The following is a 24,924-nucleotide window of genomic DNA, read 5'->3' as shown; positions in this document are numbered from 1 at the left end:
AAAGTATGGTTTAAAGATAAAAAGCAGTTAAGGACAACCAATGTGTGATGTATTTTTTATCGATGATGAGGCGGATATCCGTATCGCCATTGCGCAAAGTTTCGAGCTCGCCGACCTCACAGCGCGGTTATTTTCCAGTGCGGAAGAAGCCTTACTGGCGGCCAAAGCCGACGGGCTGCCTCTTGTGGTGGTGAGCGATATTTGCTTACCTGGCCTCAGTGGCCAGAGCTTACTCAACTCGATTCATCATCAAGATGCTGAGGTCCCTGTTATTTTGATCACAGGACATGGCGATATTTCGATGGCCGTACAAGCGATGCACGATGGCGCATACGATTTTATCGAAAAACCTTTTGCTACTGAACGCTTGATAGAAACCATCCACCGCGCGATAGAAAAACGCCACTTAACGTTAGAAAATCAGCAGCTAAAACGCAGCTTAAAAGCGAGCCAAACTCTTGGACCACGCATTATCGGTAATACTGGCAACATCCAAGCGTTAAGGGACACCATCACTCATGTCGCCGACACTCAGGCTGATATTCTACTGTTTGGCGAAACTGGTACAGGAAAAGAGCTGGTTGCTCGATCGTTACATGAGCAGAGTTCTCGCCGCGAGCTCAATTTCGTCGCACTGAACTGCGGCGCAGTGCCTGAAAATTTGATAGAAAGTGAACTTTACGGCCATGAAAAAGGCGCCTTTACTGGCGCTGAAACCAAACGCATTGGTAAATTTGAACACGCACAAGGCGGCACCTTATTTCTGGACGAGATTGAATCAATGCCGATGCAGGCACAAATTCGTTTATTACGCGTATTGCAAGAAAGAGTCATTGAACGAGTTGGGTCCAATACCTTGATTCCTCTGGATATTCGAGTCATCGCCGCAACAAAAGTCGATTTAAAGCAAGCAGCTCAAGCAGGAACCTTTCGTCAAGATCTCTACTATCGCTTAAACATTGTCACATTAGATATTCCACCACTTCGCCAACGTAAAGAGGATATTCCTGCCCTTTTCCATCACTTTTTGTTAGTGGCCGCGGCTCGTTACGGTAAAGCGGCAACCGCACTCTCTCAACCTGAAATGCAGCGCTTAATCAGCCATGACTGGCCGGGAAACGTGCGCGAACTACGCAACGCCGCAGAGCGCTATGTGCTATTGGGGAAACTGGCTCAGTTAGGCGACAGCGAGCCATCACAAAAGTTACCCACCCATTTAGTCGAACAAGTGGCCGAATTTGAAAAATCAGTGATTGAACAAGCATTGATTGAGTGTGGTGGGCGTATCAATGAAACAATGGAAAGGCTCAACGTACCGCGTAAAACGTTGTACGACAAAATGCAGCGTTACGGATTAGACAAAGAGCTCTATAAAATATAGAGCTCTAATAACATGCCGCAGCCATAGAAATTTCAGGTCAGCATTTTGGTTACTTAGTGATGATTTCCGGCCCCATTAAGGTGGTTGGTAACCAAGTGGAAATCCAAGGCACGTAGGTCACAATCATCAAAAATAGGAACATAATCGCCACCCACGGTAGCGCCGCTTTCACCACATTCATCATCGACATTTTGGCAACCCCTGCGGTGACAAACAAGTTTAACCCGACGGGCGGTGTGATCATCCCTATTTCCATGTTCACCACCATCATGATCCCAAGGTGAATGGGGTCAATACCGAGTGCGATGGCGATGGGGAAGACCAATGGAGCAACAATGATCAGCAGCCCTGATGGCTCCATAAACTGACCACCAAGTAGCAGTAATATGTTGACTACAATCAAAAATGTTATAGGCCCGAGACCGGCGGAAAGCATCGATTCAGCAATAATTTGCGGAATGCGCTCTTCGGTCAGAACATGTTTCAATATCAATGCATTGGCGATGATAAACAGCAGCATGATGGTCAGTTTACCAGCGTCAAACAAAGTCGCTTGCGTATCTTTATGGAAAAAGGCTTGCACGATTTTGACCAAGGCAGGTTTGGTATTTTCTTTGTCGGCGAACGGCCCCATATCTTTGTAAACAAAATTGGCAATCAAGAAAGCGTATACCGCTGCCACCGCAGCCGCTTCGGTTGGCGTAAAGATACCACCGTAAATCCCGCCGAGAATGATCACCACCAGCAACAAACCCCAGCTGGCATCTTTGGCGGCGAAGATCGCTTCTTTCCAACCCACAAAAGGTTGTTTCGGCAGGTTTTTAATTCGTGCAAAAATGTAGATAGCAACAATCAGCATCAAACCCGCTAATAAACCTGGGATCACACCGCCTAAAAACATGCGCCCTACCGATACATCGGTCGCGGCTGCGTACACGACCATTACAATCGAAGGTGGGATCAAGATGCCCAGTGTGCCAGCATTACAAATAACCCCAGCGGCAAACTCTTTGCTGTAGCCATTTTTAACCATTCCGGCAATAACAATACTGCCGATCGCCACCACTGTCGCCGGTGAAGAACCTGACAGCGCTGCAAACATCATACAGGCCACTACCGAGGCAATCGCCAGCCCTCCTCGAAACCAACCCACCATAGCGATAGCGAAACGGATAATGCGTTTTGCCACACCTCCGGTTGACATAAAGCTGGAAGCCAAAATAAAAAATGGAATCGCAAGCAAAGTGTAATGGCCTTCAAAAGCGTTAAACAAGGTTTGAGCCACTGACGCTAAAGAAGTATCGGAGTGCCAAAGTAGGAACAGAACGCTGGATAATCCGAGCGAGATAGCAATGGGTACACCGACTAACATAAAGCCGATGACCATAACAAACAGCAGTAAAATATCCATGAATTAACGCTCCTTGCGAGAATCAATAGGCGGGGTCGCTTCGCGGTTCGGCTCTAATATGGTCTCGCTCACTTGTGCCATTTCCGCTTTCAGCGCTTCAAGATCTTCCTCGGCTTCATGGCCAGAAATCATTCTGTCTAACTTACCGCTGAGAATTTGATAGGCGATTTGTAAAAAGCGAAAAGTGAGTAATCCCATCCCGATAGGCAATGCCATGTATGGAATAAAGCGCGGCATTTTTTCATAGCGCTCCCCTTCATTGAGCCAATCGGAGAGAAATTGCAGCATTTCCGGCATAGGAATATCGTCGGTTTCATACCAAGCACGCTCAGTCGCAAACGGATACCAGTAATTCCACGAACCGATGAGCAGTAAAATAGAAAAGGTTAAACAACAAGCCACCGCGACCAGTGCAGACACTTTTCGCATGGTTGCAGGCACCATGTTAATGACCACATCAACTCCGATGTGAAAGTGTTTCTTTACCCCATAGGACGCACCAACCAGTACCATCCATGCAAACATGAACACGGTTAATTCCAATGCCCATAAAATGTTGCCGTTAAAAACATAGCGATAAACAACGTTAACGAACGTTAATAAGGTCATCGAGCCCAAGAAGAATGCAATCAGCATTTCTTCAATCGCATCGGTAAATCGGCCGACTTTAGAGAAAAAAGAGTGTTCCATGTGATACATCGCTCTCATAGTAATTATCGGAATTGACTCAAGGTCACCGCACGGCTTCAGGTTAGTTATCAATGAGACGAGCAATAAACGCGTTGAGTCCAACCCCACCACGCAAGGTGGGGTTGGAGGCTGATTATTTGTTTGAAGCCAGCGCTGCCTCAATCAAATCTGAACCGATGTCTTTTTCAAATTTCTGCCACACAGGCTTCAGCGTTGTAACCCATTGCTGGCGCTGTTCAGGTGTGAGAGTGCGGATCACGCCTCCGGCTTCCAACACGTATTGTCTATTTTGGAGCTCGACTTTATTTGATTCCGCATTACGCGCTTCAGTGACTTCTTTTAAAATGGTCGCGAACTGGTCACGCACGTCGGCTGGTAGGCTGTCCCACCACTTGCTCGATGTCACCACTAGGTAGTCCAAAATGCCGTGATCGGTTTCGGTAATGCCATCTTGCACTTCAAAGAATTTCTTACCGTAAATGTTGGACCATGTATTTTCTTGACCATCAATAACTTTGGTTTGCAAACCGCCATACACTTCTGCAAAAGACATTTTTTGCGGGTTTGCACCAAGCTGCTCAAACTGAGCCACCAGTACATCAGATGCTTGCACGCGGAACTTTAATCCTTTTGCATCCGCCGGAACGAGTAGAGGTTTATTGGCTGACATCTGTTTCATACCGTTATGCCAAAACTCCAACCCTTTCACACCACGACGTGTCATTGAATTTTTCAGTTTTTCACCGTCAGCCGAGTTTTGGAAACGGTCAACTGCGTCCACATCCTCAAATAGGAATGGCAGGTCAAAAATACGGAATTTTTTGGTGAATTTTTCAAATTTTGATAATGAAGGCGCCGCTAGCTGCACATCGCCGTTTAGCATGGCTTCCAATACTTTGTCGTCATCGTATAAGGTTGAATTAGGGAAAACTTGTAGGCAAGCCTTACCATTCATCTCCTTATTAACACGCTCTTCAAGCAGCGAAGCCGCAATACCTTTAGGGTGCTTATCTGTATTCGTGACGTGGCTAAACTTAATGACGATTTCGCCGGGGTCGCAATTTGCGGCCGCATTAAAACTGGTTACAGCAAGAATGGAAGCGGTCAGCAAAGTCAGTGGCTTTAACATTATTATTCTCCTTGATTGAACATATCAGCCCCATCAATGGGTGCTGGTTGTTTTCTATAAGGCAATTAACAAGCCAACATGACACATTCCATTAACAAGCCAGTAACCATAAGGTGTCACCAGCTATTCAGTTAACAACAACCCATAGAATCTTATGATATAAAGCAAAAATGGGTAGAAAATGACCCAAGGAATATGAATTTTGGGTGGGAAATGACACCCAGCTAAATCCATCAGAGGGTGGCGATGAGAATGACGAAAAAATGTGAAACAGGAAGGAAGCGCACCCTCCGCCCAAACAGCAAGCCTAGTTTGGGCACTCCCCCCGAGCTCTTTATCGGAGAGCGCGCTAATTGGTTAGAACCGACAGATTATGTTAGTAGCACACAGAAAGTGGTGTGCTACAAGAAGAGGGTGAGCAGGCAGGCTAAAAAACCTACCCACTCTGGGGGTTAGGGCTACATCGCAGCTTTCACCGCTTTCGCTAGTTTTTGTGCTGCTTGTTTTGGATCCGCTTTCGGATCATTGAAGAAGTTCGTTACGACATCAAAAATCGCGCCTTGGGCATAGCTGGTTGTCGACATACCATGGGCAATACTGGGCACAAGGTTGTTGGACTTAGCCGTCGCTTTAAAGGCCGCCATTGAGTCCAACGCGCACTGGTCAAATTTTGACATATTCATATCTGTGCGTACCGGGATCGAGCCTTTGTTGAGGTTAAATACCTCTTGGAATTTAGGATCTAGGATCGTGGCGGCTAGCGCTTTTTGCGCCTGCTTATTGTCCGCATCAGTTAGCTCAAAAAAGACAAAACTATCGACATTATGGATAAATTGATCGGCCGTACCTGGCGCGGCCACGCACAGGTAATCTTTACCCGCAACTTTACCCGCTGCGGTAAACTCACCCTTTGCCCAGTCGCCCATGATCTGCATCGCCGCTTCACCATTTATCACCATTGAAGTCGCAACGTTCCAATCACGGCCTGGAGAGTTAACATCAATGTAGTCATGAACTTTTTTAAACTGGCTGAACACGTCAACCATTTTGTCGCCCGCGAGCACAGCCATATCGAGCTCAACAAACGCTTTCACGTAATCTTGTGAGCCAAGAACGCTCAACGCCACCGTTTCAAAAACCGTCGCGTCTTGCCAAGGTTGGCCACCGTGCGCCAGTGGCACATAACCCGCGGCTTTGATCTTATCGCCCGCAACAAAAAACTCGTCTAACGTAGTTGGCACTTTAGCACCCACTTTAGCCAGTACCGCAGGGTTAACCCACAACCAGTTGACGCGATGCACGTTAACTGGCACGGCCACATACTGGCCATTCCACTTCATGACATTGGTGATCATCGGTGGTACGACTTCATCCCAACCACCCTGTTTGGCTACATCATTAAGATTCGTGAGAAAACCAAGCCCCGCCCATTCTTGAATATCGTGTCCTTTAATTTGAGCCGCCGACGGTGGGTTACCCGACACCGCGCGCGTTTTCAATACCGTCATGGCACTTTCACCACCACCACCTGCGACAGCGAAATCTTTCCAACTATGGCCTTGCTGCTCCAACATTTCGGTGAGCACAGCTATCGACTTGGCTTCACCACCGGAAGTCCACCAATGGAGTACTTCCACTTCACCAGCGTGAGTCGAAGGGATGAAAGAGACAGAGAGGAAAGATAAAGCAAGCAGAGTGTTATGAAATTTCATCATCATCTTCCTTGGTTTTGATTCGGCAAACCTGATTCGCAAACTTTTATTAACCATTAAAGTGCTGATCGTTTACCTACTAGTCTAATCAAAGAAAATTTTTTTCGTTGAAACAAACCGTAATTTTAACGTAACGAAAGCGTTACACTACACCGCTAACGTAGGTGGGATAAAGACTTGTGCTTCCAGACCACCATGAGCTGGATTGCGTAAAATGAGATCTCCGCCGTGTCCATGTAAAATACTTCGGCATATTCCAAGACCAAGACCGTGGCCTTGATCATCATCGGCAAGGCGAAAATAGGGCTCAAAGACCGCTTCTAATTTATCTATCGGGATCCCCGGGCCTTGGTCTTGAATGGTGATAACCACCCACTCTGGATTTTCTTCCAACTTCACCCACACTTGCTGACCATACTTCACGCCATTGCCAATCAAGTTTGTCAATACTCGTTGAATAGCTAGAGGCTTAGCGATTATCGGTTCAAGCTGTGTAGGCGTAAAATGGACCACTTGGCGAGTTAAGTTGTACCCTTCAGCAATCGTCTGAATCATCTCATTGAGATCAATACTGCTGTTATTTTCGTGTAAATCGGTATCTCGCACGCACTGCAATGCCCCTTTAACCATCATCTCTAGCTCATCGAGATCGCGGTTAAATTTTTCGCGCTTAACATCGCTTTCGAGCAATTCAGCCCTTAGGCGTAAGCGGGTGATGGGTGTTTTTAAATCATGAGAGATGGCCGAAAACAGATGCTCTCTATCGGCCACGTAACGTCGAATTCGTTGCTGCATACGATTGAATGCGCGGGTCGCCGTAATCAATTCTGTCGCCCCCTCTTCACGCAAGGGACGCTGGGCAATATCCATACTCATCTCATTCGCCGCTTTGGCTAAATTTCTCAGTGGCCGAACTTGGCGGCGCATAAGCAAGTAGGTCAACGCTAACAAAATGGTGGTGGAAAAAAAGAGAAATAAGATCTGCTCTTTTCTTAGTAGAGTGTCATCCAATTTCACGTATGGAGCGGGAAGTAGCGCCGCCACGTAAACCCATTCATGGCTTGAGAGTTCGATTTGCACCACCAGCACTGGCGGGTTTAGCGGTTCAAGTGTGAGTGTATGGTAGGCCCACGACTTGGGTAAGTCGCTGAGAAAAATATCGTTTTTTAGTAATCGCAAATGTTCTGGTTTGGTAAATTCAACTTGAATACTCTCAACGTTATTGAGCTTTTGTTGCAACACTTCCCTCACCGCATCGACTGAAGCTCGCTTGAGCGGCGTATCGATAATCGGCTCCACAGTCAATGGCTCTTTATTGAATGAGACAAAAAAACGGGTTCCCCCCATATTGCGAATTTGATCCAGCACGATATGCCGATATTTGACGGGTAGTGATTGAAAAAAGGTCACGGTGGAAGCAAACATACCTGCCATGCTAGAAGAAACGGAACTGATCCCTTCCAACTCTTTTTGTTTAGATTGGCTGTACCAAATCGCCGTTGCGATGCCCTGCGCTATCACCACCGCCAACAAAGTCAGCAGCAGTGTTCGTGAGACAAGAGAGTTGGGTTTTAATCGTGAAAAGAGACGTCTTAGCGTCATTTTTAATGGCCGTAACTGACCGGAACGGCCAGAATATAGCCGTTGCCACGCATAGTTTTAATGTAGTGAGGGTATTTTGCACTATCACCCAATCGCTGACGTAAACGGCTAAGTTGCACGTCGATACCTCGCTCAAAAGGGAGCGCTTCACGTCCACGAGTAGCAAATGAGATGGTATCGCGATCAAGCACTTCCTTAGGCCGGGTTAAAAACAGCATCAGTAGTGCAAAATCACTGCCCGACAAGTCATGCTCATCGGCACGCTCTAGATGTGTAATTCGGTGTGACAAGGTATCGAGTTGCCAATCACCAAACGTAATCTGTTTGGGCAGCGCATCGGTTGTTTTTTCATCATTGACTTGTACCCGGCGCAGCAAAGCCTTGATGCGCGCCATTAACTGACGCGGGTTAAAAGGTTTCGCCACATAATCATCCGCGCCAATTTCTAAACCAATGATTTGGTCAGTTTCATCAGAAACCGCGGTCAACATAATGATAGGAACGTTCGAATGACGACGGATTTTTTGGCATAAAGTAAAACCATCGTCTCCGGGCATCATCACATCCAACAAAATAAGATCGGGATAACTGTTGCGTTCCAAATAGGCTAATAGCTCGATGCCATCCGCGGTGGTGACGATATCAAAACCAGACTTCGTCAAGTACTCATCTAATAATTGCCGAATCTCTTCGTCATCATCCACGACTAGAATGCGCGTTCTTGCCTGCATGTCCACTATCCATATTTTCAACTGATCGGCCTAGTGTAGCTATAGGTCATTTTTTTGATTATTGATATTTATGTAAAGTTTGAATTCTGTCTAGATAGAGATCACAAAATGCGTTACTTATGAGGAACAACTGATTTCCATTTTTTTCCCCCATTCAGGAGGAAGCTGGGCAAAATGACTCTTTTCCGGCTGCTCGGCATAAGGGTTGGCTAACAATTGTGCTAATTGGTGCACTTGTTGGTAATCACCTTGTTCTGCCTTATCGATCGCTTGTTGAGCCAAATAATTACGCAAAATATATTTCGGATTCACTTTTCTCATCTCTGCGCAGCGCTGCTCAATCGAAATCGCGTTCCCCGAACTTTCGATTTCTCGCTCACAACGAGCCAGATACTGTTCAAGCCAAACTTGTGCCGTGCCGCGGTCAATGAAGAGATCCAATACAGGTTGCTCCCCTTCGTGATCCAAATTGGATAATTGCCGGAAAAAACGAGTGTAGTCGGTGTGATTTTTGGTTAATAACTCAAACATTTGCTCAAACAACACCGAATCACCGGGTAGAGAGGTCAGCAACCCCAGTTTACGACGCATTTGCTGGCTAAAATAACGGCCGAGCTGCGCTTCAAACTGAGCGAGAGCCGCTTCCAGATCGCTTCTTTCCACTAACGGTGACAATGCATGTGCTAAAGCGGACAGGTTCCACAACGCCACACGCGGCTGCTGATCAAACGCGTAGCGGCCCTGATAATCGGAGTGATTGCCAATATAAGTCGGTTCATAATCGTCGAGAAAAGCAAAAGGACCGTAGTCAAAGGTTTGACCGAGGATAGACATGTTGTCGGTATTCATCACACCATGGGCAAATCCAACCGCTTGCCAATCGGCAATCATCTTAGCAGTACGCTCAACAATGTGACTAAACATGGCCGCATAAGGTTTTTCTTGTGTAAGGCAATCAGGGTAATGCCACTCAATCACTTTATCAGCCAGTTGCTTTTGCTCTGCTAATTGGTTGGTATAGAAAAAATGTTCAAAATGACCAAAGCGAATATGGCTCTGCGCTACACGTACCAGCAGCGCACCTCGCTCTTGTTTTTCTCGATAAACAGGCGTGTCACTGCTCATCATCGCTAATGCTCTTGTGGTCGCAATCCCAAGACCCGCCATCGCCTCACTACACAAGTATTCACGAATAGTGGAGCGCAGTACGGCGCGGCCATCCCCCATACGCGAATAAGGCGTAAGCCCTGCACCCTTCAAATGCAGATCATACACTTCACCCGTTTTACTCTCGATTTCGGCCAACAGTAAGCCACGGCCATCACCTAAATCAGGGTTATAAATACCAAATTGATGGCCTGCGTATTTCATCGCTAATGGCTTAAATTGCGCGGGAATAACTTGGCCAGACAGGCTGTGCAGTAGCTCATCATTAGGTTGTGTTGGTAAAGACAAATCGCCAGCCAGTGAGGCATTCCAAGCAACCCAACGCACATTGTCTAAAGGCGCTGGGTTCACTTGAGAATAAAAAGCCGAGGGTAATTCACCATAGCGAGTGTGCAGTGTTACTTCATCCCAAATCGACATGCGAAGTCCTCATAATATGGTTTTTGGTTAGACTTTTGCACGTTAGCAAATACTTGAGCTCTAGACTAGGGTATTATTAGGCAAAGTTGTCACCTATTACAGGTCACATTCAAGGTGAAGTCGATGTTATCCATTTTTGATATTTTTAAAATTGGTGTGGGCCCTTCTAGCTCACACACCAATGGGCCAATGATTGCGGGCTATCAATTTAGCCAAATCATTGCTGATTTAACGCAAGTGGCAAGAGTGCAGATTGACCTTTACGGTTCATTATCACTTACAGGACGTGGCCACCACACGGATCGCGCCGTGATATTAGGCCTGCTGGGCAATAAGCCTGACACCATCAAAATCACCAGCGCCAATCAAGCGCTAGCGCATGCTATTGAACACGGTGAGCTTAATTTAGCGGGAAAAAAGCTCATTCCATTCCAGCTAAAAACTGACCTCCTCTTCCAAAATACTAATCTTCCCTTACATGAAAATGGTATGACGATTACCGCTTTTGGAGCGCAAGGAGAAACGTTAGCCTTTGAAACTTACTACTCGGTGGGAGGCGGCTTTGTTGCTACCGCCAAAGAGTTGGAACACGGTAGTGCAAATGCACCCGTGGAGGTCGAATTTCCTTTTACTTCTGCTGATGAATTACTCTTTAAAGCCGAAAAACATGGCTTAAGTTTAGGCAGTCTCGTTTTGCGCAATGAAATAGCGTTTCATGATCTTGAAACGATTAACCACAAAGCCGATCAAATTTGGAAAGTGATGTCGCTCTGTATGCAGCGCGGCTTTGAAACGGAAGGCATTCTCGAAGGTGGGTTGCATGTCACGCGCCGCGCACCAGCACTGCTCAAAAAGCTGGAAGCTAACGCGGCGATTGAAAGTGACCCAATGGAGATCATGGACTGGATTAACCTGTTTGCTTTCGCGGTCAGTGAAGAAAATGCAGCGGGAGGGCAAGTGGTCACCTCGCCAACCAATGGCGCGGCAGGAGTGATACCCGCCGTATTAATGTATTACCACCGCTTTATCCGAGAGCTTGATACTAAGCAGTTGAAAGATTTTCTCGCCGTGGCTGGCGCTATTGGTATTTTGTACAAAACCAATGCTTCTATTTCGGGGGCCGAAGTAGGCTGTCAAGGGGAGATTGGAGTCTCTTCCTCAATGGCGGCGGCAGGGTTGACCGCACTAAGAGGTGGCAGCAACGAACAAATTTGCATGGCGGCTGAAATTGCCATGGAGCATTCATTGGGTATGACATGCGACCCAATGGGTGGCTTAGTTCAAGTCCCTTGCATCGAACGCAATGCAATGGGAGCCGTGAAAGCGATTAACGCTTCACGCATGGCCTTAAAACGGACCAGCAAATGCTTAATTTCTCTAGATAAAGTGATTGAGACCATGTACCAGACGGGGAAAGATATGAATCGGAAATATCGTGAAACCTCGTTAGGTGGCTTAGCGTTAATCCACCTATCACCACCTTGTGAATAGTAATACCGTTCAATCCTCATCAAGCCCTGTGTGAATACAGGGCTTGTTTAAGCGGTAAATTCAGGAATGCGTAACTCTTGGTTCTGGGTAATCGCTTCTCGCTGCACAATCCACTGAAAGCTGAGCGACAACACACAAATCTCAACCGCACAAACCACTAACCAGACGAGTGACAATAGTAATGTCAATGGCAGAAAATGCAGATTAAACAAGGGCTGTAGTAGTGCGTTGATAAGCATGGGGATCACACCTATCAGCACAAATAGTGCTTTGGCGTGGGGCTTTGACATTTGCCACGCGACACTCAAACCTCTAGGTTGATGATCTAGTGCTGTTGCTGGCAAAACTAATGACCAGCGGGAGATAAACCAGCCAATAGGCAGCATTGCGGCATAGGTACAAAGCTGGATTAACCACATTGGTATAGTCACTATATTTGCCAGCGAGCCAATGATAAACATGGGTATGATTAGAATGGCAAACAGCATAGCGCCTAACGCAGCCCACCATCCAATAAAGCGCAATTCACGCGAACTTAAGTAAAAAATCGTGCTCAAACGGCAAGATTTTTCACCCAACAGAACCAAACGATGCAAGCGCACTGTCGCCATCGCCGCCGTTACCGTATAAAGCACATAAACAATGACATTCGTTAATGTGAACAACTGTTGTGGATCATCAAAGTCAACAACACCAATCGTGAAATAGAGATTCACCACCAAAAAAGGTGAAGATTGCAGCATGAGAGTCAGCCAATTTTTTTGGACTAATTTTAACGCACTCACCACAGTATACTGAATCGGTAGCTGCTGATATTCCATGAATCTATTCCCTGACAAATAAGTAAGGTTAATATATCGAAAATAGATCCCACTTGTTCTAAAAGCTCTGTGATGCCAATCCAACTCCCTGCACTCATTGATAACAATCTTATTGGTATCTCAGAATAGCGACTCGGCAACGAGGCGCTATTCTGAATAAAGAGACGATCGCTGACACTGAGGTATCTCACCGCATTTGAAGAGTTCATGCTAGAATGCGCCGAATTTGCGATGAGTTGCACTCAAAGTATTGGGGTCTAGCGCCTTACTATGAGAAAGCCATCGCTTGCTAACTGTTTTGACTTTTTAACTCTGAGAGCCCGCATGCCATTTTCCAACCTAGGATTGAGCGATCCAATCTTAAAAGCCGTTCACGAACTCGGCTATTCTGCCCCAACACCAATTCAAGAACAGGCAATCCCAGCCATTTTGACGGGTAAAAATGTCATTGCGGCAGCGCAAACCGGCACGGGTAAAACCGCTAGCTTTGTACTGCCCATTTTGCAGATGCTTAGTCAAGGAACAACTCAGCGCGCCAAACGTGTTCGCGCATTAATTTTAGCGCCCACTCGCGAATTGGCTCTGCAAGTGGAAGAGAACGTCACTCAATACGCAAAGTATCTGCCCTTAACCTGCCTTGCGATGTACGGCGGTGTCGATTCGCAAAAACAAAAACAACGCTTGATTGAAGGGGTGGATATTTTGATCGCCACGCCGGGGCGCTTGCTTGATATGTATGGCCAACGCGCCGTTCATTTTGATGAGCTTGAAGTGTTGGTGATGGATGAAGCTGACCGCATGCTCGACATGGGTTTCATTGAAGACATCAATAAAATTGTTGATCGCCTGCCACTAAACCGTCAGAACTTACTGTTTTCGGCGACCCTTTCTCGTCCAGTGCGTGAGTTGGCCAAATCAGCCATTAATGATCCGATTGAAATTGATGTCGCTGGTTACAACCGCACGCCAAATCAAATCGAGCAGTGGATTATCACTGTCGATAAAGATCAAAAATCTGCACTACTGAGCCATTTGATTACTGAAAACCAATGGCAACAGGCGATGATTTTCATCGAAACCAAACACGGTGCGGCAAAGCTGGCGAGCCAACTGGAAAAGCGTGGCATTGCGGCAGAGGCGTTTCACAGTGGCCGTAGCCAAGAAGTTCGTGAAAAATTATTAGCCGATTTCAAAGCAGGTAAACTGCAATTTTTGATTGCAACGGGCGTTGCCGCGCGCGGTATTGATATTGATAACTTAGAAAGAGTGGTGAATTACGACTTGCCTTATCCTGCGGAGAACTACATTCACCGTATTGGACGAACCGGTCGTGCTGGTGCAACCGGTGAAGCAATTTCTCTCGTATCACGCGATGATTTTAAAAACTTGTGCATGATTGAAAGCCGCTTAGGACATTTGCTTGTGCGTAAAGAAATTGAAGGTTTCACACCGAAAAAAGACGTGCCTATTTCCATTTTAAATTACCACTTGAAAAAGCGTGATAACGAGCACTCAAGTGCACCGCGTCGTAGCCCTCGCCCTAAACAAGAAAAACGCTCATAAGCATAATGTTTCTTTACAAATCCCACCGCCCGGTGGGATTTTGTTGACTAAACCATTCCCGCATCACACTTTTACGCCTTCTTTCTCTCTACGCCCCAAAATCACTACTCAAGGATGATTCTGTCTTCATCAACTTCTATTAGCCTGCAACTCATCTCCTATTTCTCGCATCCCATCATCGCTTAGGTTGACACGTTATGGCTTACAACAAATACACTATCTATCAAGTTTTCACGCGCTTATTCGGTAATACAAACCGTTGCAACACACCTTGGGCAACGAAAGAACAAAATGGCGTCGGTAAATTAAGTGACTTCACTGACGATGCACTCAATGCAATTCATCAACTTGGGATCACTCATATTTGGTATACCGGTGTTTTACATCACGCACTGGTGGGTGATTACCGTGCATGGGGAATAGAGAATGATCACCCAAGTGTTGTCAAAGGTAGAGCGGGCTCGCCTTACGCCATTAAAGACTACTATTCGATAAACCCTGATTTAGCCGACGACCCAGCTCAGCGTAATCACGAATTTGAAGCCTTGATTAAGCGTACACACCAAGCGGGCATGAAAGTCATCATCGACATTGTCCCTAACCACGTGGCGCGCCAATATCAAGGGCTCAATAACCCTGTCGGAGTCAATGATTTTGGTGAAAATGATGATACCAGTGTGCAATACGCCAGGGACAATAACTTCTATTACCTACCCGACACCCCCTTTAAACTGCCAGATATGCCCACCTCATTGCTACCGTTGGGCGGTGAATGCCACCCAGATTTAGCCACCCCGTTTTACGAACACCCCGCAAAATGGACAGGCAATGGATCTCGTTTAGCCAAGCCGAACATCGATGATTGGTATGAAACCGTCAAAATAAACTACGGCATCAAACCTGATGGAAGCAAAGATTTTGCCGAACTTCCGCAGCAATACCGTTTTCTATCTCACTTTGAACACGCCGTTTTCTGGCAAGACAAAAGTGTCCCGGATTCATGGCGTAAATTTCGGGATATCGCCCTTTATTGGATCGATAAAGGCGTGGATGGCTTTCGTTATGATATGGCCGAAATGGTACCGATTGAATTTTGGAGCTATCTCAATTCGGCGATTAAACTACACAACCCCGATTCTTTTTTAATGGCAGAGGTGTATCAGCCAGATTTATACCGCGATTATATCCAGCTCGGGAAAATGGACTATCTGTACGACAAAGTCGACCTTTACGATAGTCTCAAAGCCATCATGCAAGGACACGGCTCTACCAAAGAGATTGGTCGTATTGAATATCAACTGCGCGACATTGAGCATCACATGCTGCATTTCTTGGAAAACCATGACGAGCAGAGAATTGCCTCGCCTGAATTTGCAGGGGAAGCACATAAAGCACGCCCAGCCATGTTGATTTCAGCCTGTTTATCCAGCTCACCAACCTTGCTTTATTTTGGGCAAGAAGTGGGCGAACCAGGAGCGGAATATGCCGGCTTTGGCCAGCCTTCGCGCACCTCTATTTTTGACTATATCGGTGTTCCACAACACCAAAAATGGATGAATAACGGTGCATTTGATGGTGGCCAATTAAGCGAGAGCGGGAAACAGCTGCGCGATTTCTACTCAACATTACTGAATTTAGTCCAACAGAGCCCCGCACTGACCGGTGAATATCATGATCTGTACGCCGCCAATGTTGAACACTTCTCCGACCAGCAAGATTACTTATTTGCCTTTGCTCGCTCTAACCCGTCACAAAAGCTGATCATCGCCGCGAACTTCAGTGCCACAAGTGGCAAAACCGTAAAACTGCATTTACCTAAAGCATTGACCACTTATTGGCAGTTAACCTGTGGTGAGCACACTCTATTCGACCCGCTAAATCAACAAACGCTGACGCTCTTCGTCAACGAACAAGAGAGCTATGTGATGATCGACTTCACCCCACTTTCGACCCATTTCATGGTTCTCAATAATATTTAAGCCTCAAAGAGAGTCATTGGTCTTCTTTCAATACAACAAGCCAGCATCTTCATCGTGCTGGCTTGTTTTGCTAAACGCTATAGAGCTAAGCGCTCTAAACGCTATAAGGTTAAGGCTTGCTTTAAGTGACTTTCATTAACACGGGTTCTTGATCAGATTCCCGCTCATGCTGATTGGGCAAAATGCCTAAAGTATGTAAAAAGGTTTTGAGCATGATGGCGTAAATGAACATCATAGGAAGGCCTGCGACCACACAAAGCGACTTAATGGTTTCAATCCCTCCCCCAGCCAAAAATACACTTAAACTGATCAGCCCAATCGCACAGGCCCAAAGCAATTTTACTCGATTATCAGGATCACCATTCAAAGCCAATTCATTGGTGGTGAGCATCGCCGTCGCAACACTCGCACTGGACATAGTGGTCAGCATCAATAAAAACTGAATGAGTAGAAATAGCCCAAGCACCCCATTTCCCCCAGGCAAGGTTTTTATCAATGAAACCACTGCGTAGGTTAAGCCACCTTCTGCCATCCAGCCCTGAACGGGTAAACCGCCCAGCATTTGAGCCCACACCGCATAGCCACCAAAAATGGAGATAAAAAATGCACAACCCAAAGCGCCCATCGAGATGGTGTACAAAACCACTTCACGAATCGTTCGTCCACGAGAAATTCGCGTGATGAATAGGCCCATCATAATCAAGTACGCGTAATACCAAAACCAATAGTACTGAGTCCAGCCTTGTGCAAAACCACTTTGCTGAACAGGGTCTGTCCACAATGACATTCTAAAGAAATTATCCAACATCACGCCCAGCGAGTCAGTGAAACTATTAAGAATGAAAGAAGGTTGAGTCGCCAATAATACAAACAGGGCAAACAACACCGCCATGCTGACTGTCCAGTTAGAAATCATGTTGATGCCCTGATTAAAACCAACCCCCATCACAACCACTAACGCAGCCACAAAAAGCACAATAATTGTGCCTTGTAAGCCAAGGCTATTCTCAATCTGTAACAGCTCTGCCACACCGGCGCTGACCAAGGTCACAGTTAAGGCTAGCGAGCTAGCAAACGCGGCCAACGTACCAAAAATCGACAATAGATCGATACTTTTTGCCACCAAAGGATGGTCACCCACTACCGAAGAACACAAACTGGAAACTTTTAACGTGCGTTTTTTTTGTACATAAAATGCATAAGCAAACGGAATCGCTGGAAAGCAGTAAATCGCCCAGCCTGTAATGCCCCAATGAAAAATAGAGTAGGTAACGGCCCATGCCGCAGCAGGATAACTATTAGGCTCAGCAAATAACGGCGGCGATTGTAAATAATACATCGGTTCACCTATCGCCCAGTAAATGAGTGACGCCCCGACGCCAGCGGTAAAAATCATCCCGCCGTAAGAAAAATTACTGTATTCGGTTTTTTCTTCACCTAAACGAATGCGGCCGTATTTCGAACACGCCAGCCACAGTAAAAAAACCACCAACGCCAAACTTGCCATCTGTACTAACCAGCCAAACCAATGGCTCACCCAGCCCATAGCTTGCGCCGCCATCGCTTGAGAGGTGGCTGGATAAAGCGCAGATACCGTTAACAAAACAAGCACTAACGCAATCGCAGGAAAAGCCAACCCATAATTAAGATTTTTCAAAACTGCGCCTCCATTCATAAAGTGCTTGAATATGGCGAGGGGTGATGCCACAACATCCGCCGATCACGGTTGCACCGAGGGCATACCACTGCTTGGCAAATGCGAGATAATCTTCTGCACTAAACTCACGCATGGCTTGTACGGTTTCGTTAGCGGCGTGATCCGATTTAATCGGCGTAAAACTGTTTGCATAAACGCCGATTTCAATCTTTTGCGCTCGGCCTTCCAACACCGTTTTCGCCTGTTGAATGGCATCAGCCATCACCTCGGGTATTGAGCAGTTAAAGAAAATACCCGCCCCACCCGCAGAATAGATTTGTTCTGCGGCTTCAGACACTGACTGCCCAGAACGCAATTGTGCGATATTAGAGTCATCTTTCAGAGTCAGTGCGTAATAGCAAGGCTTCGTTGATCAGGCAAACACCGATTGGATCATGCTCAACTCTTCTAAACTGGCAATCGTCTCCGCTAACCAGACGTCCACATAAGGATCTTGTGCTTGATACAAAGTGAGTGAAATCGCTCGTGCGACGTCGGCTTGAAAGAGATCAGGCCGATAGCTTCCCATAGCCGGTGGCATAGAACCCGCCACTAAAATCGGACGTTCTGACTGTTGTGCTACTTCCGCAGCAATCTGCGCGGCTAAGTTCGCTAACCTTGCACCATCGGTTTGATATAGTGACTCGCCCAAGTGAAAAGGGACACACGCATAGCTATTCACCGTGATAATGTCGGCACCGCTATCAATAAATCCTTGATGAGCGAAACGAACATGTTGTGGAGATTCAATCAGCGCTTGCGCGCTCCAAAGTGGCTGAGAAAAAGGAGCGCCAATTCTTTTTAATTCACGCCCCATGCCACCATCAAGAAGGGTTAATTTGCTCATAATATCGTATCCATAATGCTTTATTGGTCAGTGCCATTGAAGCATACTGTGAGCAGGATCATAGTGAATAACATTGAAGTGCAATATGAATTTTATTCAAGTAAGTGACTTGATTTATCTATTCTTTTTCGCAAGGTCACTATCTGTTGTTCATGCTGTCATTCGTGCTGTAATTCTTAGAAAACATGGGGCTTGGTCATTTCACAACAAATACTCAACGCATCATAAACAACTCTTCATGGAACTGAGTTTCAACGTCTACATGGTAAGGCTTCAACGCCTGTTTTAAAGTCCGAGAAAACGCAACAGGGCCACAAAAGAAAAACTCAAAACCGCTTAAATCACCACACTGGCGAGCAATAGTCTCGGCAGACAAATGCGGCGCAATGCTTGAATCAATCACTGTGAGGGAGACACCTGCACGCAATGCTTTCTGCTTAAGCTCATCACACAGGGCTTGCTCTGCATGATTGCAGCAGAAGAACAGATAAGTAGCCGGATGCGCTTTTACCGTGTGTAAATAATCTAACCCAGCCATAAATGGAGCGATGCCGACACCGCCACCAATCCAGACTTGTGGCCTATCACTATAAAACTCAAATCGTCCATATGGACCTTCGACCTCAATCGGCTCACCCACGGTAATTCTCTTATAAAGACCTGTGGTAAAATCGCCGAGCTCTTTGATCAAAAATCGCAGCTCATTAGCCTCATTGTACGAAGCAATAGTAAACGGATGTGGCTCTTCGTCAACAAAACTCAAATAGGCAAACTGCCCTGCTTTATGCCCGGGCCAAGGTTTCTCCATCTTAATTCTTAAATCTAACGTTTGGCTCGCTGCGCAGTAGTGGCATGCGCTAACCTTCGCTGAATAACGTGCATTTCGGCCCACAAATCCAAGCAAACTGTAGACTGCGGCCGCGGAGCCAAGCGCAATAAACATCAACACTAACCAATAAATCGGCCAGCCCCAATACGCCTTTTTCAACAATAATACCGAATGCCCAGCCAGCAAAAGGTACACCACCGCCATCAAACGGTGCGATAAGCGAAACGGTTTGTATTTAATGGTTAGCCACAGTGATACACCCACCAGCAGCAATAATGAGTAGAACCCCCATTCGCCAATGGCTAACCCAATCGGGCGCATCTCTTTTACCCAAAGCGCAAAACCCGACAAGCTCCCCTGTGGACCAGAGCCATTGAGCCGATTAGGTTTAGTCAGGAGCTCAAGTGCGATCATCCATTTCGGTATCTGGTAACAAAGCCAGTGAAATAAACCAAGCAACGTGGCCGAAATGCCCAGCCATTTGTGTATCCGATAGCCTTTATCGATTCCTTGTGTCCACTGTTCAACAAGGGGCAAACGAAGCGCCAGCACCATAGCCAATGACATCGCCACAATGGCCAAAATGCCTGACCACTGGATAAAAGCCGATCGCCACTTGAAGAGGTTTTCAGACACCAAAAGCGTTGGCTCGGCTTGCATCCATAATACCGAGACAACCACCATCACAATCAATACCGTTTTGCTTACTCTGCTCATCACAATAACCACTTAAATTGAAAGGTTATCTAAGAGTAACAATCACAACGTAAAGTAGATGAAGTAACAAGTAAATCTGTGTAAAGACGGCAATCCAAACTCTTTAAGCGCTATGTCCTTTTATTGAACGCAGAAAAATCTGACCAATCAAACAACGCTGATCTTCCGCACGATAATCTTAGGGAGGGTCACTGAATTCTGTTAGAATGCGGCCCCTTCAACTAGCGTGTTAAGAGATGATCATTCGTGATGCCACGTTGTTTGAATAAAAAACCAACGAAAACCATACACCCCTGCTGGCCTCGGTTAGTGAACTACTTAGGAACTCGTTATGATGACTGAAGAAGAAAGAATTGAATTACAAAGAAATAACCCATTACACGGTCTTAAGTTAGAAACATTACTGCAAGAACTAGTGGATTTTTACGGTTGGGATATTCTCGATACGGCAATGCGTTTTAACTGCTTCCATACCAACCCATCGGTTGCCAGCAGCGTGAAATATCTCAATAAAACCGATTGGGCGAGAGAGAAAGTAGAAAACTTCTACCTATATCGCTTTAAACGTATGCCACGCGCTTCAGCTGAAGAATATGATCTGCCACCGCGCGCGCGCACTTTCCCACATGGCCTCAAACCTAAAGAGCCAATGGAGCTGACGGTTGATTCCATTTTAAACTCACAGGCTAAAGCGGCTTCTGCCCATAAAGAGCGTTCCGCACGTAACCGTTCGTTTCGTCGTTAAAGAACGATAAGTCAGTGATCGGCTCACGACACAACAAATCGGTTGAGCACAAAATGAATGTTGGTGTAAGAGAGAACCTTGCACCAACATTTTCCATCACAACATTTCAGCGTAAACCTTAATTATAAATAGGTTGCCATAAGCAGACTTTCTGCTGCTTACGTTGGTCATACAGCCATGTATATTGGCAATGATTATCGTAACTATATCGCCCAGTCTGAACCTTATATGGCCCAAAACTCACACCTTGTAAAGATTGAAAACGCCCTTGATAAAGCAATGAGAAGTGCAAGTGAGGGCCGGTGGACGATCCACCTTCACACAAAGCAATGGAACGCTGATTAGCATAAACACCCAACTTACTGTCTTTCGTCACCCACTGATTATTCGCGACTTGGATTCCGTCCATATGGTAATAGTTCGTCGCCCAACCGTTTGGATGCGTCACGCGCAGTTGGCACCGAGACATCACCGACACGTAGCCATCATGCGCGGCCGTTACACTGTAAGTTGGCGCGCCCCAAGCTGGCCAATCGTAAGAAACGTCGATTGAAGAAAGCGGAAAACCTGAGCCACTGTGCGCATGCGTACCGTTAGGTATCCACTGGTACCCTTTGCGCCATGGCCACTGCATAAACCCCTCACTAGGCGAAGCAATGAGGTTTCCCATACGCATAGGAGCTGGTGTGTTTTGTGGTTCGCTGAAAGCACCAAACCAAAGCTCATATTGCGATTTCCATAATGCCCAATCATCCACCCGATTCAATTGCTGTATGACCGCTAATGTCGCAGCATTGTATTGAAGAGCCGATGAACTTTCTTGATAGTGATAAAAACGCTGAGACAGTTGATTCGCAATATCTTTGATCTGCCGCTGTCTATCGTCCAAGCTTTGCTCCGAAGCACTCTCTTGTTCTAATAACGCTAAAGTGGTCAATAACACTCGAGGATCAACCCCCGTTGCCCCAGCCCAATGGCTAACTGACTCGACAAGCTCAAGCCAATGTGGCTGATGGGTGCCAATAAAATCTTCAATATTGAAAGGACGTTGATGAGGTCGAAAAACAAACTCATCATCGCTAATCAGAGAAAATGGCAGTTGACTCTCTGCAAGCTGCGCTTCGTTAAGTCGTGGTGTATCGACATCAGGATACAACTGATGGCTTACCACCATTGGGCTAAAACAGATAAACCATGTCACTAAAGAAGATTTGGTTAGATTCATTACGCATCCTTCATATGAATTAAGTTTCACTTGGAGTGTGGCACAAAATATTCGTGGGATAGCTAAGAAGGTGCGTTTTGCGAGGCCAGTAGGAGCAAGATGTAATAAGATGAAAGCGATGAAATTATCAACACTCTGCACAAAAGTACCATCGGAGTAAAAAACCGAACGGATGAACATGAAAAACAAAAGCCCCGACAACTTTTTGAGTTATCGGGGCTTTCTTGAATAAATGGCGCGCCCTGTAGGATTCGAACTCTTATATAAGGTTATTTTCAAGCAACACACATGTGTGTGTGCACTTTAAATTTACCAAACCTTGAACAGTAAGGCCTCCAAGCCCTATAACACAATATATCAAAGCACAACACACCAATGCACCAATGGTGCGATTATTATAGCATCAGGCTTCCACTTTGATAAATCAATGGTCTCATAAAAACACTCTTTTGGTATAAAACATTTATGCATAAATATGCAAATCATTGTTAAGTATCTAAATTATAAGACTACATCAAATTTCTGTTGTGCCATTGGAGTGTACACAAGCAATCTTATCGCAATGAGTAGTATAACGGTTTGTATCATAGACTCATGAGGTCACAGCTTAAAAAGCTCTCTATTTTCACTCCCACTTATTTGAACAACTGGGCAGAACACAGACTCACTCACCTTCTGGATTGATGAAGAAGCGATAAGAGAGTGGAAACAAAGCAAACAAAAAAGCGTGGAAGACCTCGCTGAGTTAGTGACCTAGCGATCACAACTGCGTTGATGAAGAAGCATATCTTCTCAATACCGTTACGCACTCTGCAAGGCTTTATTGACTCTGTATTTATGCTTGCCCAAGTACCATTGAAGCGCCCGCATTACACTTGTATCAGTCGCGAGTTAAACAGGTGGAAATCTCGTTCAAACCTAAAACTTCTGGAGTGATAAGACACTTAGCCATCGAGGCCACTGGTCTCAAGGTTTATGATGAAGGTGAATGGAAAGTTAAAAAACATGGCACGGACGGTAAACGCAGAGTTTGGCGAAAACTCCATATAGCCGTTGATGCAGATACTCACGAAATTATCGCTGCGGAGTTGAGTTTATCGAATGTGACTGATGCAGAAGTGCTATCCAATCTACTCAAGCAAACACTCAGAAAGATTACTGAGATATCGGGCGATGGAGCTTATGGCACCAAGGACTGTACGAAGCTATCCGTAGAAAGCGAACAGACGCACTCATTCCTCCACGAGACGGAGCCACATTCTGGGAACAAGCTCGGCTTGTCAGAAGTTGTATGGCTCTAATAAGCACTGGAAACAATGGTGTGATTACCACAAGCGTTCTATTTCAGAAACGGCTATGCATCTGGTGAAGCAACTGCTAGGCGGAAAATTAAGCCGGAGAAACTACAACGCTCAGGTTGGTTAGGCTTCCACTTCTCGCCATGATGAAAGCGTTAAACAAGCTTACAGGGTTAGGTATGCCTGAAACTTGTCGTGTTGACTAAGAAATACACAAAGCAGGATAAATCTGTCTCCACCCTGAATTACGCAACAAAGCCCGGAAGATGCCAAATACTTTGTTTATCTAAAGTAAGGCTGCGCAAAGAGCAGCCTTATAAGAAATAACTCAGTCTGCTGCTTTCATCTTTATTGGCTTTCTTCAATCAAATGCCTGATGGTTTTATCCATATTTACAGTAAGGCAGCAATCTAGTGGCATTAGCGGAGAGTGCTCTGCATCTTCAGTTAAAGCCTCTATTTTATAAACAAAATTATTATATTCTAGCCATGCAATTACTCCAGTCTCAACCGCAACTTGTGTCTCATTATCAAGCAAGTACGCTGCAATTAGAGGTGTGTCGGCATCATGATATCGAACAAAAAACTGGTGCTCACCTTCCATCAGGTCTACGGTAAATCGATTTTGTTTACCACCAAAAGTTAGATTAATGTGGTCATTAGTGAAAACAAGTGAGTCGGATGCGCCTTTGAACTCACTGAGTACAGATTGGTAACTCATATAGAACTCCATTTTATTTTTCATCATATCGAAATTTCTGATGCTATACACAGAGATTTTAAGCATCAGTTGCTAAACAGCTTACTGGTTTATATTATTTTTCTGCTAATTCATGTCCATTTTAGCTTCGATGATTAAACTCAATTATGAGTTATAAACTAGAACACGGTATGGGGTTTGTTTGCCAACTATTTTGGGGGGAATTTGAGCTAAACACCCTAACGCCCCTTCATCATGATTGGATTGGGAAATCAGTTAATGAAATCAGCCACTATTTTTAATAGCTCAGATGCAGGCTTTGCAGAGGTGGCAGTTTTGTAGACCACAACCTTATCGCCGTACTGGACTATAAGGTTTCCGGTATCACTTAATGTGACCGATGCGATTACCTTCTCCCCCATCTCGTCTTGTATTATGTGCAGTATGTCTTCCGAAGTCATGAAGTTAACCTCGTGGCCTCAAAGTATGACCCTGAAAAGTAGCTACTGCCAACGATGAATATGTCGTATTTGATTGTTACCTCTCTGGCTAGATTTGTGTGATCTATCTTAGCTTTTAGGCAGTGCTTACATGTTACGAGCCATCGGCTCAAAATCTGGGATGACGTTTGGATAGTTAAGTCAAACTCTGCAATATTCCCTTGTATCCTCACATTATCGACCGTAAACAAATACAACGCATCAGTATCTAACAGGCTTAGTTCGTGGATAAGCTCATTCATAGTTTTTCCTTAAAAAGGCTAGGCAGGCT

General features: G+C 45.6%; 18 protein-coding genes and 2 pseudogenes. 6 read left to right on the top strand and 14 right to left on the bottom strand.

The window, feature by feature from the left end:
• Window positions 1-40 precede the first annotated feature (40 nt).
• The gene (locus NB504_RS01285; protein WP_047690794.1) at window positions 41-1,381 is read left to right on the top strand and encodes a sigma-54 dependent transcriptional regulator; all 1,341 of its coding nucleotides are present in this window, start codon (window positions 41-43) and stop codon (window positions 1,379-1,381) included.
• 49 nt (window positions 1,382-1,430) lie between these two features.
• Here NB504_RS01285 and NB504_RS01280 read toward each other — a convergent pair whose 3' ends face one another.
• From NB504_RS01280 to NB504_RS01250, 7 genes are all read right to left on the bottom strand, one after another.
• A complete protein-coding gene (locus NB504_RS01280) occupies window positions 1,431-2,792 on the bottom strand; it encodes a TRAP transporter large permease (protein WP_013857190.1) in 1,362 nt (453 codons plus the stop codon).
• A 3-nt stretch (window positions 2,793-2,795) separates the two neighbouring features.
• Window positions 2,796-3,482, bottom strand: coding sequence for a TRAP transporter small permease (locus NB504_RS01275; protein WP_094165740.1), 687 nt, complete (start codon window positions 3,480-3,482; stop codon window positions 2,796-2,798).
• Window positions 3,483-3,615: 133 nt separating this feature from the next.
• On the bottom strand, window positions 3,616-4,611 hold the full coding sequence (locus tag NB504_RS01270; protein WP_017044592.1) for a TRAP transporter substrate-binding protein: 996 nt from the start codon (window positions 4,609-4,611) through the stop codon (window positions 3,616-3,618).
• Between the two features lie 458 nt (window positions 4,612-5,069).
• Window positions 5,070-6,323, bottom strand: coding sequence for an ABC transporter substrate-binding protein (locus NB504_RS01265; protein ID WP_026027514.1), 1,254 nt, complete (start codon window positions 6,321-6,323; stop codon window positions 5,070-5,072).
• 147 nt (window positions 6,324-6,470) lie between these two features.
• A complete protein-coding gene (locus NB504_RS01260; RefSeq protein ID WP_017044591.1) occupies window positions 6,471-7,925 on the bottom strand; it encodes an ATP-binding protein in 1,455 nt (484 codons plus the stop codon).
• A gap of 2 nt (window positions 7,926-7,927) precedes the next feature.
• Window positions 7,928-8,656 carry a response regulator gene (locus tag NB504_RS01255; RefSeq protein WP_026028047.1) on the bottom strand — a complete coding sequence of 243 codons (729 nt, stop codon included), beginning with the start codon at window positions 8,654-8,656 and terminating at the stop codon, window positions 7,928-7,930.
• A 117-nt stretch (window positions 8,657-8,773) separates the two neighbouring features.
• Window positions 8,774-10,243, bottom strand: a complete 1,470-nt coding sequence (locus NB504_RS01250) for a protein adenylyltransferase SelO (protein ID WP_258428106.1) — start codon at window positions 10,241-10,243, stop codon at window positions 8,774-8,776.
• A 123-nt stretch (window positions 10,244-10,366) separates the two neighbouring features.
• Here NB504_RS01250 and NB504_RS01245 point away from each other — a divergent pair, with 123 nt between their 5' ends.
• Entirely contained in the window at window positions 10,367-11,734 is a 1,368-nt protein-coding gene (locus NB504_RS01245; RefSeq protein ID WP_029189727.1) for an L-serine ammonia-lyase, read from the top strand.
• A gap of 47 nt (window positions 11,735-11,781) precedes the next feature.
• Here NB504_RS01245 and NB504_RS01240 read toward each other — a convergent pair whose 3' ends face one another.
• Window positions 11,782-12,555: a hypothetical protein gene (locus NB504_RS01240; RefSeq protein WP_258428105.1), complete on the bottom strand. Its 774-nt coding sequence runs from the start codon at window positions 12,553-12,555 to the stop codon at window positions 11,782-11,784.
• A 324-nt stretch (window positions 12,556-12,879) separates the two neighbouring features.
• Here NB504_RS01240 and NB504_RS01235 point away from each other — a divergent pair, with 324 nt between their 5' ends.
• Window positions 12,880-14,118, top strand: coding sequence for a DEAD/DEAH box helicase (locus tag NB504_RS01235; RefSeq protein WP_026028635.1), 1,239 nt, complete (start codon window positions 12,880-12,882; stop codon window positions 14,116-14,118).
• Window positions 14,119-14,315: 197 nt separating this feature from the next.
• Window positions 14,316-16,097: an alpha-amylase family protein gene (locus NB504_RS01230; RefSeq protein ID WP_258428104.1), complete on the top strand. Its 1,782-nt coding sequence runs from the start codon at window positions 14,316-14,318 to the stop codon at window positions 16,095-16,097.
• Window positions 16,098-16,218: 121 nt separating this feature from the next.
• Here NB504_RS01230 and NB504_RS01225 read toward each other — a convergent pair whose 3' ends face one another.
• The 3 genes and pseudogenes from NB504_RS01225 to NB504_RS01215 all read right to left on the bottom strand — a co-directional run bounded on the left by NB504_RS01225 (window position 16,219) and on the right by NB504_RS01215 (window position 20,186).
• A complete protein-coding gene (locus NB504_RS01225; RefSeq protein WP_094144900.1) occupies window positions 16,219-17,754 on the bottom strand; it encodes a BCCT family transporter in 1,536 nt (511 codons plus the stop codon).
• Window positions 17,741-18,640, bottom strand: a pseudogene (locus NB504_RS01220) (homocysteine S-methyltransferase family protein). Before NB504_RS01220 ends, NB504_RS01225 begins: the two are co-directional and overlap by 14 nt.
• A gap of 214 nt (window positions 18,641-18,854) precedes the next feature.
• A complete protein-coding gene (locus tag NB504_RS01215) occupies window positions 18,855-20,186 on the bottom strand; it encodes a ferric reductase-like transmembrane domain-containing protein (protein ID WP_258428103.1) in 1,332 nt (443 codons plus the stop codon).
• Window positions 20,187-20,517: 331 nt separating this feature from the next.
• Between NB504_RS01215 and NB504_RS01210 the strand changes: the two genes are divergently transcribed.
• Entirely contained in the window at window positions 20,518-20,931 is a 414-nt protein-coding gene (locus NB504_RS01210) for a VF530 family DNA-binding protein (protein WP_013857204.1), read from the top strand.
• Between the two features lie 118 nt (window positions 20,932-21,049).
• On the opposite strand, the gene NB504_RS01205 is transcribed toward NB504_RS01210, so the two are convergent.
• Entirely contained in the window at window positions 21,050-22,156 is a 1,107-nt protein-coding gene (locus NB504_RS01205; protein ID WP_258428102.1) for a M23 family metallopeptidase, read from the bottom strand.
• Between the two features lie 655 nt (window positions 22,157-22,811).
• Here NB504_RS01205 and NB504_RS01200 point away from each other — a divergent pair.
• Window positions 22,812-23,660: pseudogene (locus NB504_RS01200) on the top strand (IS5 family transposase); the annotation flags it as partial.
• Between the two features lie 142 nt (window positions 23,661-23,802).
• Here NB504_RS01200 and NB504_RS01195 read toward each other — a convergent pair.
• On the bottom strand, window positions 23,803-24,174 hold the full coding sequence (locus NB504_RS01195; RefSeq protein ID WP_258428101.1) for a hypothetical protein: 372 nt from the start codon (window positions 24,172-24,174) through the stop codon (window positions 23,803-23,805).
• A 251-nt stretch (window positions 24,175-24,425) separates the two neighbouring features.
• Entirely contained in the window at window positions 24,426-24,614 is a 189-nt protein-coding gene (locus NB504_RS01190) for a hypothetical protein (RefSeq protein WP_057567852.1), read from the bottom strand.
• Window positions 24,615-24,924 lie beyond the last annotated feature (310 nt).

It is taken from the genome of Vibrio sp. RM-69-4 (assembly GCF_024743775.1).
Taxonomy (GTDB): domain Bacteria; phylum Pseudomonadota; class Gammaproteobacteria; order Enterobacterales; family Vibrionaceae; genus Vibrio; species Vibrio anguillarum.
This window is presented reverse-complemented; position numbering and strand designations above follow the sequence as displayed.